This is a genomic window from Kitasatospora sp. NPDC059747 (assembly GCF_042732955.1).
GTDB lineage: Bacteria > Actinomycetota > Actinomycetes > Streptomycetales > Streptomycetaceae > Kitasatospora.
Window position 1 is genome coordinate 13,366 of record NZ_JBHWGV010000125.1, and the last position, 12,423, is coordinate 25,788.

Genomic DNA, 12,423 nt, shown 5'->3' on the forward strand with positions numbered 1-12,423 from the left:
GTGGCCGCGGGCCGGCGCGGCGTCGCGGGGCGCCCGGGGGGGGGGGGGCGCCCCCCCCCCCCCGACCGGGCGACTCCTCCCGTGGCCCCGCGAGACCGGACCCGGTCGAGCCGCAACTCTCGGGTTGCACCCAGAGGCACGGCATGCAACTCTGGAGTTGCGTCCAATGCCGCCGATGAACGGGAGCCCCCTCATGAGCGAGGACCGGATCGAACGCGAAACCCTGATCGAAGCCTCCCTTGAGCGGGTCTGGTCGCTGGTGGCCGAGCCCGGTTTCTGGGTGGCCGACAAGGCGAGCCCGCCCGGCACCATGGCCAGGGAAGGCGAGGAGGTGGTGGCGAAGAACCCGGAGTACGGCGACTTCGCGGTGCGCGTGGAGAAGCTCGAACCGCCGACCTACCTGGCCTACCGCTGGGCCAGCGCGTTCCCCGGAGAAGAACTGCGCGAGGACAACAGCACCCTCGTGGAGTTCACACTGACGCCGGAGGACGGCAAGACGCGGCTGCGCGTGGTCGAGAGCGGGTTCGCGAAACTGGCCGGGTCCGAGGCACTGCGCGGCAAGGCGGTCGAGGACAACACCGGCGGCTGGCGCCAGGAGCTCGACGCGCTCAGGACGCGCGCCGAACAGCCCTCCGCCCAGCCGTCCGAACAGTCGTCCGAGCAGCCCTCCGCGTGACCGACGAACCCGCCAGCGCCGCCGGCGCCGTCGAGGCGGTCGACACCGTCCTCGCGGCCCTCGCCGACCCGACGCGGCGCCGGCTGCTCGAACTGCTCGCCGCGCAGGGCCAGGCCACCGCGACGACGCTCGCCCGGCACCTTCCCGTCTCGCGCCAGGCCGTGGTCAAACACCTCGCCGTCCTGGACGCCGCCGGCCTGGTGACCGGTGGCCGCGTCGGGCGCGAGGTGCGCTACACGGTGCGGCCCGCGGCGCTCGACGCGACGGCGCGGTGGATGGCCTCGCTCGCCGCCGACTGGGACCGGCGGCTGGCGCACATCAAACACCTCGCCGAAGCGGCGGAACAGGAAACGCCCTAAACGAGCCCTGACGGGTCACGTCCACCCGACGCGACCCCGGAGAGGAGCATGATCATGTCCACGGAGAACCGACAGCTCACCCACGCCCCTGCCGCGTACGCCTGCATGGTGGTGCGCAAGCCCGCGACGGAGGCGTTCCAGGCCTTCGCCGATCCGGCCGTCACGTCCCGGTTCTGGTTCAGCAAGAGCAGCGGGCCGATGGTCGCGGGAGCCGAGGTGCGCTGGGAGTGGGAGACCTACGGGGCATCGGCCGACGTCCGCGTCCAGGAGGTGCGGGAGGGACGTCTGATCCGGTTCGAGTGGGGCAACTACGAGCAGCCGACCACGGTCGAGCTGACGTTCACCCCGCGCACGGCGCAGGCCACCTTCGTCGAGGCCACCGAGACCGGCTTCCGGGGCTCGGGGGACGACACCGTCCGCTGGGTGAACGACACCGTCGGCGGTTTCACCACCGCCCTGTGCGCGATGAAGGCCCTGCTCGAACACGGCATCGAGCTGAACGCCGTCCCCGACCACCACCCGGCCTGACACCCGGGCCGCGTACGTGAGCCGCGAACCCGGCAGCGGGGCGGGCCGGCGCGTGGCCGGGGCGCGGAGGCCCTCCGCGCCCCGGCCCGGGGTTCAGCCGCCCCCGAGCCGCTCCCGGACCGCCGCGGCCTGCTCGCCGTCGCCGAGGTCCTCGAAGAGGGCCAGCGCCTCGGTCCACGCCTCCCGCGCCGCCGTCCCGTCGCCGGCCGCGAGCTGCGCGTCGCCCAATGAGCGCACGGCTTCGGCGAGGAGCTGCTTGTCGCCGAGGAAGCGCAGGAGCTCGATCTGCTCCCGGTAGCCGCCGACCGCCCGCGCGGCCTCGCCCCGGGCCGCGTGCACCGTGGCCAGGTGGCCGAGCAGGATGGCCAGGCCGCGCCGGTTGCCGACCTTGGTGCTGTCGGCCTGGACGGCTGCGGCCACCGTCCGGTTGTCCTCCAGCGCGAGGAGGAAGTAGCGCTCGGCCTCGTCGAGGTCGCCCAGCGTCTGGTGGACGGTGCCGAGGCTCAGCCGGGCGGTCGCGCGGCCCCCGATCGCCCCGGACTTCTCGAACACCTCCAGCGATTCCTCGTACACCGCCAGGGCCTTCGGATAGTCCTCGCGGAACTGGTGCACGCCCGCGATGTTGAGCAGGAGCGGTCCCATCCGCACCCAGTCGCCGAGTTCCCGCAGGATCGCGCTCGCCGCGCCGTAGCACCGCTCCGCGTCCTCCAGCCGCCCCAGCATCCGGTACGCCAGGCCCAGCCCGCCGGTGACGCGGGCCTCCACCGCCCGGTCGCCGAGCGCCCTGGCGGCCTCCACCGCGAGCTCGTGCCCGGCGGCGGAGTCCGGCAGGTGGTTGCGCAGCGCGGCGACGAATTTCCGCGCGACGGCCAGCTGCCAGACGGTGTCGTGGAGCCCGAGGTCCCGGGCCGCGAGCTGGACGGCGGTCAGGTTGTGCCACTCGCGGTCGAACCAGGCCAGCGCCTCGTCGTAGGAGTCGAACGTCGCCGGGCCGTGCTCGCTGGGCCTGGTGGGGAACGGGAGGTCGGGGGTGTCGACGGCCTTGGCCGCGTTGTACGCGGAGTGCAGGAACCACCGGCCGAGGCGTTCCACCGCCGCGTCGCCGTCGGCGCCCGGCTCCCGGGCCGCGGCCTCGGCCGCGTAGCTGCGCAGCAGGTCGTGCAGTTCGTACCGGCCGTAGGTCTTCTGCTGGAGCAGGTGCTCGTCCTGGAGCAGTTCCAGCAGCGCCTCCGCGTCCGGCTCCGGGAGGTCCGCCATGGCCGCGACGGCCGGGACGGTGTAGTCGACGCCGGGGTGGCGGCCCAGCAGGCGCAGCACGCGCTGCGCCTGGCCCGGCAGTCCGCGGTAGGAGAGGTCGAAGACGGGCCGCAGCGTCCTGCTGCCCGACCCGATCGCGTCCGGGGCCTGCCCGCGCAGCGCGTCCGCCAGGTCGGCCAGGCTCCAGGCGGGCCGTGAGCGCAGGCGTCCGGCGGCCAGGGCGACGGCGAGCGGCAGGTATCCGCACAGCTCGACGACCTCCCCGGCGGCCGCGGGCTCGGCGGCGACGCGTCCGGCGCCGGTGATCCGCGCCAGCAGGGCCGTCCCCTCGTCGCGGCTGAACACGTCGAGCGGGAAGAGCGCGGCGCCGTCGAGCGCGGTGAGGCTGCGCCGGCTGGTGACCAGGACCAGGCACCTGGGGCTCGCCGGGATCAGGGCCCGCACCTGCTTCTCGTCGGCCGCGTTGTCGAGCAGCACCAGGGCGTCCCGGTCGGACATCCGGTCGCGGTACATCGCCGCGCGCTCGTCGAGGCCGTCCGGCACCTGCTTCGGGGGGACGCCCAGCCGGCGCAGGAAGCCGCCCAGGAGCTCGGCCGGCTCCGCGGGCGGGTGGTCGGGGTCGAAGCCGCGCAGGTTCGCGTACAGCTGGATCCCGGCGTACCGCCCGGCGGCGACGAGGCGGCGGGCGACGTGCACGGCCAGCGTGGTCTTGCCGACGCCGCCCATGCCCTCGATCGCCGAGATGACGACCGTCGGGGCGCCCCCGGGGGTGTCCGGCACGGCCGCGATGAGCGCGTTCACCTCGCGGGCGCGGCCGGTGAACGTCGCGAGGTCCGCGGGCAGGTGGCGCAGGACCGCGTCCGGTCCGCCCGCCCCGGCCTCCCCGTGCACGCGCACGCACGCGCGGCGCCACCGGTCCGCCTCGTCGTCCGGCAGGCCGAGCGCGCGGACGATCGCGACCACCAGGTCGAAGTCCAGGCGGCGGCGCTTCGGCCGGAAGGCGTCGACCACCGTGGACGCGGCCACCGGCTGCGGCACGGGCAACAGCCGGCCCACCGACCTCGCCAGCTCCCGGTACGACGGCGCGCCCGCCCACGACCGCAGCCGCCCGAGGGCGTCGATGAAGTCCGCGAGGTCGTACACCTCGTCCGGGTCCGGCACCGCCTGCCCGCCAACCACACGTCACCTCCGCTGGGACACGGCCGAGGCTCCTCGGCAACGGCCCAGTGTACGGAGCGTGTTGACGTGCACACAGGGTTTTGGGGATGCCGGTCCGGAGGGCTGGAGCCGCGGCCCCCGGTAGGGACATGCGGCAGGGACGTGCGGTAGGGACGTGCGGTAGGGACATGCGGTAGGGAAAACCCGACCGTCAGGTCTCCACCTGGCCGTCATGACCGCCGGGCTCCGGCTCGGTGGAATGGACGGGTGCTGATTCCCCAGGTCAAACCCCATCTCCGGTGGAACCGACGGCTGTTGTGGACGGTCGGCTGGCTCGCCACCGCCGGGTGGGCGGCGGCCGTCGCCGCCGTCTCCGCCCTGGACACCCACCGGGTCTGGGGCGCGTTCGCCGCGGCCGGCTACCTCGTGGCGGCCGCCGTCTCCACCGGGCCGGACCGGGACCGGACCCGTGCCGTCGCGGTGGGTGCGGCGCTGGCCGGGGCCGTGGTCACGCCACTGCTGTACCTGCTGGCGACCGGCGCGGCGCAGAGCGAGGTCGAGGTGATCGAACGCTCCGGGCGGCTCCTGGTGGAGCACGCGACGCCGTACCTCGACGATCCGCGCTCGGTCGTGGAGGTGACCCCGTACCTGCCCGGCATGGCCCTGCTGGGGCTCCCGAGGGCGGTCCTCGGCGGCGACGGGCCGGTCGCCCGCGTGCTCGGCGACGCCCGGCCGTGGTGCGCGGCGGTGCTGCTCGGCTGCCTGTGGGCAGGCGGACGGGTCGTCACACCGGCGACGGGCGGTGCGTCCCGGGCCGTCACGCCGGGGACGGGCGGCGGGTCCCGGGCCGTCACGCCGGGGACGGGCGGCGGGTCCCGGGCCGTCACGCCGGGGACGGGCGGCGGGTCCCGGACCGTCCTCGGGGCCCTCGTCGCCTCCCCGGTGATCGCCCTGCCCCTCGCCGTCAGCGGTGTGGACCTGCCCCTCGCCGGACTGCTGTGCCTGGCCCTCGCGTTCGCGTCCCGGAATCGCCCGATCGGCGCCGGGCTGGCCCTGGCCGCCGCGTGCTCGATGAAGTGGACGGCCTGGCCCGCCGTTTGCGTCGTGTTCGCGCTGCTCGCCCACCGGGCCGGGCCGCGGGCCGCCGTCCGCGGCGCCGTCACCACGCTGACCGGAACGGCCGTGGCCGTCCTGCCCGGAGTCCTGCTCTCCCCACGGGCCGTGGCCGAGCAGGTCTTCGCCTTCCCCACGGGCCGCGGGGAGTTCGCGACCCCGGCGAGCAGTCCGCTCCCCGGGCGGCTGCTCGCCGACCTGGGGCCGGCCGGCTGGTACGCGGCCGTCGGCCTGTTGCTGGCCGCCGGACTCGCGATCGGTGTCTCGCTCGTGCTGCGGCCGCCCGGCCACCTGGTGGGCGCGGCCGACCGGCTCGCCCTCGGGCTCTCCGCCGCGTTCCTGCTCGCCCCCGCCGGGCGTTTCGGCTACCTCGCCCTGCCGGTGCTGCTCGCCTGCTGGGCGCGGGCCGCCGCGCCCGCCCGTCCGCTCTCCGCGCCCGCCCTCGTCTCCGGCACGCGGGTACTCCCCGCCGCACTCAAGGACGTCCCCGCATGACCACCCTGATCGTCACCAACGACTTCCCGCCCCGCCAGGGCGGCATCGAGACCTTCGTCCACGCGATGGCGATGCGGATGCCCGGCCACGACGTGGTGGTGTACACCTCGCGCGAACCCGGCGCGGACCGGTACGACGCCACGCTGCCCTTCCCCGTCGTACGGGACCCCTCGCGCATGCTGCTGCCCACCCCGCGCGTCACCCGACGGGCCCTGGCCATCGCCCGGGAGCACAGCGCGGACCGGGTGTGGTTCGGGGCCGCCGCCCCGCTCGCCGCCATGGCCCGCGACCTGCGGCGCGGCGGCATCCGCCGGACGGTGGCCACCACGCACGGCCACGAGATCTGGTGGGCCCGCACACCGGGGGCGCGGCGCCTGCTGCGCCACGTCGGTGACCACGTCGACGTCGTGACCTACCTCGGCGAGCACACCCGCAGCCGCATCGCCCCCGCCCTCGGCCCGCACGCCCGCCTGGAGCGGCTCGTCCCGGGCGTCGACGCCGAGGCCTTCCGGCCCGCCCACCCGGACGACGAGGGCGCCGAGCGGATACGCGCGCGGCACCGGCTCGCGGGCCGCAGCGTGATCCTGTGCGTCGCGCGGCTGGTGCCCCGCAAGGGGCAGGACGTGCTGATCAGGGCGATGCCCGCGATCCTGCGGCGGGTGCCGGACGCGGTCCTCGTGATCGTCGGCCAGGGGCCGGACGCGGCCCGGCTGCGCCGGCTCGCCGCACGGTGCGCGCCGGGGAGGGTGGTGTTCACCGGCGGGCTCGACCACGCCGCGACCACCGGCTACTACGCCGCCGCCGACGTGTTCGCCATGCCCTGCCGCACCCGGAGGGCCGGGCTGGAGGCGGAGGGCCTGGGCATCGTCTTCCTGGAGGCGTCCGCCGCCGGGCTGCCGGTCGTCGTCGGCGACTCCGGCGGCGCCCCGGACACGGTCCTGGACGGCATCACCGGCCGGGTGGCCGACGGCCGCTCCCCGGCCGCCGTCGCCGCCGCCCTCGCCGAGACGCTGACCTCGCCGCAGGAGCGGGAGCGACGCGGCGCGGCGGGCCGCGAGTGGGTGGCCCGGCACTGGACCTGGGAGGGCTCGGCGCAGCGACTGAACCGCTTGCTGGACCCGGACCTGCCGATCACCGTCACTGACCCTGTCCTCGCAGGAAGGCAAGGACGGCGAGCACCCGCCGGTTCCCCTCGCTCGGGTCGAGGTCGAGCTTCATGAAGATGTTGCTCGCGTGCTTGACCACGGACGCCTCGGTGACCGTCAGCCGCCGGGCGACGGCCTGGTTGTTGAGGCCCTCCGCCATCAGCCCGAGCACCTCGCGCTCGCGCGGTGTCAGCCGCTGCAGCGGCGCGTCGGAGGCCTTCAGCAGCACCCGGATCACCTCCGGGTCGACGACGGTCTGCCCGCCGGCGACGCGGTCCAGTGCGTCGAGGAACTCGGCGACCTCCCCGACCCGGTCCTTGAGCAGGTAGCCGAGGCCGCCCCCGTCCGCCGCCGGGCCGGTGAACAGCTGCTTGGCGTAGGCGGTCGCCACGTACTGGGAGAGCACCAGCACCGGCAGGCCGGGGTGCCTGGCGCGCAGCTCCAGCGCCGCGCGCAGCCCCTCGTCGCGGAAGTCCGGCGGCATCCGGACGTCGGTGAGGACGACGTCGGGACGGTCCGCGTCCACCGCGCGCGCCAGCTCGGCGGCGTCGCCGACGGCGGCCACCACCTCGTGGCCCACCCGGGTGAGCACCTCCACCAGCCCGGCCCGGAGCAGGACGGCGTCCTCGGCGAGCACTACGCGGAGCACGGCACCTCCACCCGCAGCCGGGTCGGTCCGCCGACGGGACTGGTCACGATGAGCCTCCCCTTCAGGATCGCCACCCGGTCGGCCAGGCCTTGCAGCCCGGACCCGGCGGACGGGTCGGCGCCGCCGCGTCCGTCGTCGCCGACCTCCAGGACGAGCCGGTCGCCCACCAGGCGGCCGTGGACGGTGACCGCCGCGGCGCCGCTGTGCTTGGCCGCGTTGGCCAGGGCCTCGGTGACGGTGAAGTACGCCGTGCTCTCCACCGGGGCGGGCAGCCGGCGCGGCAGGTCGATGTCGACCGTGACGGGAACGGGGTTGCGCAGGGCGAGTTCCTCCACGGCCGCCGCCAGGCCGTGGTCGGTCAGCACCTGCGGGTGGATGTCACGGACCAGGCTGCGCAGTTGCTCCAGCGCCTGGCGGGCCTCCCCGCGGGCCCGGGCGATCAGCGGCAGCGCGGCGGACTCCTGCCCGCGCAGCTCCAGTTCGGCCAGTCCCAGGGTCATGGTCAGGGCGACGAGCTGCTGCTGGGCGCCGTCGTGCAGATCGCGCTCGATGCGCCGCCGCTCGGCCTCGAACGCGTCGACCAGCCGGGCCCGGGAGCGGGTCAGCTCGATGATCCGCCTGCCGAGGTCCTCCTCCCGGGCGGAGAGGAGGAGTTGGGCCGCCTTGACCTGCGCCCCGGCGAGCAGCCCGCCCGCGTACGCGGCCAGCACCAGGCCGACGAGCCCCGCCGCCGTGCCGGGCAGACCGCCGACCGGGTCGGAGATCGACCGCCCAGGGATCAGCATCACCGTGTCGGGGGCGATCGCCCACACGATCACGGGGGTGACCAGCAGCATCGCCGAGAACGCGAGGAGGGCGGTGAAGCCGAGGCCCGCCGCCGTGAACACGACGGCGTGCAGCAGGGCGTAGGACAGCTCCCGCCAGGTGGCGCGCTCCTTGAGCCGGGTCCGCAGCCACGGCCACGCGCCGGCCCCGGGGAGCGAGGCGTGCGGGTCGGGCAGCGGCACCGGCTCCACGATCCGCAGCCGGCGGCGCTCCAGGGCGGCCACCGGGATCCCCACCACCGGGACGGCCGCCAGGACCAGCAGGCCCACCCCGACCACGGACAGCCCCAGCCCCACGGCCAGCAGCAGCGCGAGGACGACGAGCAGCAGGAGACCGAGGACCGTGCCGCTCAGCAGGAACGCCCATGCGCGCAGCGGCCACAGGGACCGGAGGAAGCGGTCGGGGCGCCGGCGTACGGCCTCCCAGACGGCGACGGTCATCGTGAGGGCCCTCCCCGTGGGTTCGGGGAACGCCTCCCCGCATGCTCCGTACAAGATCCACTGTAACGGGTGGCGACTTCCGCCCTACAGGGGCCTGTCGCCACTTGCACTGCAAATGCTCAGACTTGCAAATTCTGTCGCTCTTATTGACGTCAATGAGCAGGCACAGTGCACTGGTTGCGCACTCCTCCACAGCCCCCGACGCCAGGAGTCCGCCATGCAACCCTTACGCACGTCCTTCCGGACGGCCTTCCGCAGGCCCTTCCACAGGCCCTTCCGCACGTCCCGGCGCAGACTCGCGGCCGGCGCACTGTCAGCCGCGCTGCTCGCCCTGCCGTTGACCGCCACGACCGCCCACGCCTCCCCCACCGCCTCCCCCACCGCCACCGCCACCTCCGGCGCCGGCCGGGCGCTCGCCGTCACCCCGCCGATGGGCTGGAACGACTGGGCCCACTACCAGTGCGGCATCGACGAACGGACCGTCACCGCCAACGCGGACGCCCTGGTCTCCACCGGCCTCGCCGCCAAGGGCTACACCACCGTCACCGTGGACGACTGCTGGATGTCCACCGCCCGGGACGCGAGCGGCAGCCTCACCGCCGATCCGGCCAAGTTCCCCCACGGCATGGCCTGGCTCGGCTCCTACCTCCACACCCGCGGCCTCGGGTTCGGCATCTACGAGGACGCCGGCTCCAGCACCTGCGGCGGCTACCCCGGCAGCGGCACCGGCGCGAACGGCGAACCCGACCACTTCGCGCAGGACGCCGCCACCTTCGCCGCGTGGGGCGTCGACTACCTCAAGCTGGACGGCTGCAACCTCCGGGTCGCCGCCGGCCAGACCCAGGAACAGGCCTACCGCCAGGCCTACGACGCCCAGTCCGCCGCCCTCCGGTCCGCCGGCCGCGACATCGTGTTCTCCGAATCCGCGCCCGCCTACTTCCAGAGCGGCGAGTGGGGCGACCGGAACTGGTTCGACGTGCTCTCCTGGGTCGGCCAGGACGGCCAGCTCTGGCGCGAGGGCTACGACATCGCGACCTACGACACCGCCCACCCCGCCGCGAGCCGCTGGTCCAGCCTGCTCGGCAACTACGGCTACAACCGCTGGATCGGCTCCTTCGCCTCCCCCGGCAACTGGAACGACCCCGACTTCCTCATCGCCGGCGACGGCGGCCTGACCGACGACGAGGCGCGCAGCCAGGTCGCCCTGTGGTCGATGACGGCCGCCCCGCTGATCCTCTCCTCCGACGTCTCCCAGCTCACCCCCGCGGGGCTGGGCGCGCTCGGCAACACCGACCTGATCGCCGTCGACCAGGACCCGCTCGGCCGGCAGGCGGGCGTGGTGTCCAGCACCTCCGCCGCCGACGTGCTGGCCCGGCCGCTGGCCGGCGGGGACCGCGCGGTCGCGGTGCTGAACCGCTCGAACAGCGCGCAGACCCTCACCGTCCCGCTGGCGACCATCGGCCTGCCCGGCTGCACGGCGACGGCCAAGGACCTCTGGACCGGCCGGACTTCGGCCGTCTCCACCGCCCTGAGCCAGACCGTCCCGGCCCACGGCACCGCCGTCTGGCGGCTCACCCCCGGCACCGGCTGCGCCCCCGCCGTCCCGACCGGCCAGGTCACCGGCAACGGCGCCAAGTGCATGGACGACACCGCCAGCGGCACCGCGGACGGCACCCCGGTGATCCTCTACGACTGCACCGGCAACGCCAACCAGCGCTGGACCAGGACCGCCGACGGCACCGTCCGCACCCTCGGCAAGTGCCTCACCGCCACCGGAACGTCGGCCGGCAGCCGGGCGGTGCTCGCCACCTGCACCGGCAGTGCCCTCCAGCAGTGGACCCCGGCCCCGGACGGCACCCTCACCGACTCCGGCCTCTGCCTCGACGTGACGGGCGGCGCCACCGCCTCCGGCACCGCACTGGAACTCTGGACCTGCGGCAGCCACCAGGCCAACCAGTACTGGTCCCTCCCGGTCTGACGGACCAGCGATCGACAGGGTGCTCTCCGCGGGCCGACCTGCCGCCTGCGGAGAGCACTGTCGGTGCCGGGTGCGGCGGGCCGTCGCGCGGGAGCAGCACCTCTGCTGCTGGATCCGCCCGTAGCCGAGGGTCGCGCCGGGCCGGTCTGTGGCAGCGTGGAGGCATGAGCGACACGACCACGCCCCCGCCGCCCCGCACGCTGATCGTGCTGCGCCACGCGAAGTCCGCGTGGCCGGCGGGCGTGCCCGACGAGAAGCGCCCGCTGGGCCCGCGCGGGCGGCGCGACGCGCCCGAGGCCGGCCGATGGCTGCGCGACCGGGGGCTGCTGCCGGACGCGGTGGTGTGCTCGCCAGCGCGGCGGGCGCGAGAGACGTGGGACCTGGCGGCCGCCGAGCTGCCGGGTGCGCCCTCCGCGACGGTCGACCCCCGGGTGTACACCGCGGACGCCGACGACCTCGTCGAGGTCCTGCGGGAACAGCCCCGCGACGCGACGACCGTCCTCCTCGTCGGCCACAACCCGGCCCTGGAGGACCTGATCCTCGACCTCGCCGGCGACCCGGGCGGCGAGGCCCTCGACCGCGTCCGGGAGAAGTACCCGACCAGCGGCCTCGCGGTACTGGAAATCGCCGGTGCGTGGGACGAGTTGGACTCGGCCCGCCTCCGCGACTTCGTCGTCCCCCGCGGGGCGCGCACCTGACCCGGTCCCGCCCACGCCGGTCAGCGATCGATCGCCGGAGCAGCCGGTGGTCCGGGCGAACGAACACGGCCCACGCGAGGCTAGCGGGCCGGCCGGGGGCGGATCAACGGCTCGGGGTGGGCGGGGTGTTCGAGTGCCGACGGGGAGCGGTTGAACGCGGGCGGGGCGTTCGGGGCGGGGGTGGTGGGCGGGTGCGGGGGCGGTGTACTCGTTGCCGGGTCGGATCGGTGCGGACCTGGGGAGTTCTCCGTGGTGGGACAGCAGAGTGGGGTCCGGGTGGCCCTGGTGACCGGTGGGGTCTCGGGGATCGGGCGGGCGGTGGTGGAGGACCTGGTGCGACACGGGCACCGGGTGGTGGTGCTGGACCGGGAGGAGCCCCGGGAGCCGCTGCCCGACGGGGCCGCCCTGGTGCTCGGGGACGTGCGCAGCGCGGCGGACAACGAGCGGGCGGTGCGCACCGCGGTGGAGGCGCACGGCGGGCTGGACGTGCTGGTGGGCAACGCCGGGATCCACGACGGCGGGGTCGGGCTGCGCGACCGGCCGGCCGCCGAACTGGCCGAGCTGGCGCGGCGGGTGCTGGACGTGGACGCGGTGGGCTACCTGCTGGCGGCCCGGGCGGCGGCGGAGCCTCTGCTGGAGCGGCGCGGCGCGATGGTGTTCACGCTGTCCGACGCCTCGTACGTGGTGCGCGGCAACGGTTCGGGGGTCGCCTACGCGATGGCCAAGCACGCCGCGGTCGGGCTGGTCCGGCACCTGGCGGCGGACCTCGCGCCCCGGGTGCGGGTGAACGCGGTGGCCCCGGGCGGCGTGGTGACGGGGCTGCGCGCGGCAGTGGGGCCGGAGGGGTCCGCGGAGGTGTTCGGCGATCCGGACGGGATCAGCGCGGTGATCCGGGACTTCAATCCGCTGCGCGTGGTGCTGACGCCCGCGCAACTGGCGCCGCTGTACCGCTTCCTGGCCTCGGACGACGCGCACGGGATGACGGGCGAGGTGCTCCGCCCGGACGGCGGCCTGGACGTGCGCTGACGGGGGCGGGAGCACCGCCGTGGGGGGGGGGGGCGGCCGGGGGCGCCGCCGCGCGCCCGCGCGCGCGCCCCCCCGC

At 75.5% G+C, this 12,423-nt stretch carries 11 protein-coding genes; 8 read left to right on the plus strand and 3 right to left on the minus strand.

Features of this window, described 5'->3' with window-relative positions:
- Window positions 1-193 precede the first annotated feature (193 nt).
- Genes ACFV4G_RS36190 through ACFV4G_RS36200 form a run of 3 tightly spaced genes read left to right on the plus strand, consistent with a single transcriptional unit; the run spans window position 194 to window position 1,563 of the window.
- Window positions 194-676: an SRPBCC domain-containing protein gene (locus ACFV4G_RS36190; RefSeq protein WP_380446452.1), complete on the plus strand. Its 483-nt coding sequence runs from the start codon at window positions 194-196 to the stop codon at window positions 674-676.
- Window positions 673-1,035 carry an ArsR/SmtB family transcription factor gene (locus ACFV4G_RS36195; RefSeq protein WP_380446440.1) on the plus strand — a complete coding sequence of 121 codons (363 nt, stop codon included), beginning with the start codon at window positions 673-675 and terminating at the stop codon, window positions 1,033-1,035. Before ACFV4G_RS36190 ends, ACFV4G_RS36195 begins: the two co-directional genes overlap by 4 nt.
- Before the next feature lie 54 nt (window positions 1,036-1,089).
- Complete coding sequence (locus ACFV4G_RS36200; RefSeq protein ID WP_380446441.1) at window positions 1,090-1,563, plus strand: SRPBCC family protein; 474 nt, start codon at window positions 1,090-1,092, stop codon at window positions 1,561-1,563.
- A gap of 93 nt (window positions 1,564-1,656) precedes the next feature.
- Here ACFV4G_RS36200 and ACFV4G_RS36205 read toward each other — a convergent pair whose 3' ends face one another.
- Complete coding sequence (locus ACFV4G_RS36205) at window positions 1,657-3,999, minus strand: ATP-binding protein (RefSeq protein ID WP_380446442.1); 2,343 nt, start codon at window positions 3,997-3,999, stop codon at window positions 1,657-1,659.
- 246 nt (window positions 4,000-4,245) lie between these two features.
- On the opposite strand from ACFV4G_RS36205, the gene ACFV4G_RS36210 reads away from it, so the two are divergent.
- Both ACFV4G_RS36210 and ACFV4G_RS36215 read left to right on the plus strand, forming a co-directional pair.
- Entirely contained in the window at window positions 4,246-5,586 is a 1,341-nt protein-coding gene (locus ACFV4G_RS36210; RefSeq protein WP_380446443.1) for a hypothetical protein, read from the plus strand.
- Window positions 5,583-6,806 (plus strand): glycosyltransferase family 4 protein, encoded by a 1,224-nt coding sequence (locus ACFV4G_RS36215; protein ID WP_380446444.1) that lies wholly within the window; start codon window positions 5,583-5,585, stop codon window positions 6,804-6,806. The genes ACFV4G_RS36210 and ACFV4G_RS36215 overlap by 4 nt, the downstream gene beginning before the upstream one ends.
- Here the strand turns inward: ACFV4G_RS36215 and ACFV4G_RS36220 are convergent.
- Together ACFV4G_RS36220 and ACFV4G_RS36225 are read right to left on the minus strand one after the other, a co-directional pair.
- Window positions 6,724-7,380 (minus strand): response regulator, encoded by a 657-nt coding sequence (locus ACFV4G_RS36220; RefSeq protein WP_380446445.1) that lies wholly within the window; start codon window positions 7,378-7,380, stop codon window positions 6,724-6,726. The genes ACFV4G_RS36215 and ACFV4G_RS36220 overlap by 83 nt on opposite strands.
- Entirely contained in the window at window positions 7,368-8,645 is a 1,278-nt protein-coding gene (locus tag ACFV4G_RS36225; protein WP_380446446.1) for a sensor histidine kinase, read from the minus strand. Before ACFV4G_RS36225 ends, ACFV4G_RS36220 begins: the two co-directional genes overlap by 13 nt.
- A 217-nt stretch (window positions 8,646-8,862) precedes the next feature.
- Here ACFV4G_RS36225 and ACFV4G_RS36230 point away from each other — a divergent pair, with 217 nt between their 5' ends.
- The 3 genes from ACFV4G_RS36230 to ACFV4G_RS36240 all read left to right on the plus strand — a co-directional run bounded on the left by ACFV4G_RS36230 (window position 8,863) and on the right by ACFV4G_RS36240 (window position 12,347).
- A complete protein-coding gene (locus ACFV4G_RS36230) occupies window positions 8,863-10,623 on the plus strand; it encodes a ricin-type beta-trefoil lectin domain protein (protein WP_380446447.1) in 1,761 nt (586 codons plus the stop codon).
- A 164-nt stretch (window positions 10,624-10,787) separates the two neighbouring features.
- Window positions 10,788-11,321 carry a SixA phosphatase family protein gene (locus tag ACFV4G_RS36235; protein WP_380446448.1) on the plus strand — a complete coding sequence of 178 codons (534 nt, stop codon included), beginning with the start codon at window positions 10,788-10,790 and terminating at the stop codon, window positions 11,319-11,321.
- A 252-nt stretch (window positions 11,322-11,573) separates the two neighbouring features.
- Window positions 11,574-12,347: an SDR family oxidoreductase gene (locus ACFV4G_RS36240; protein ID WP_380446449.1), complete on the plus strand. Its 774-nt coding sequence runs from the start codon at window positions 11,574-11,576 to the stop codon at window positions 12,345-12,347.
- Window positions 12,348-12,423: the final 76 nt, after the last annotated feature.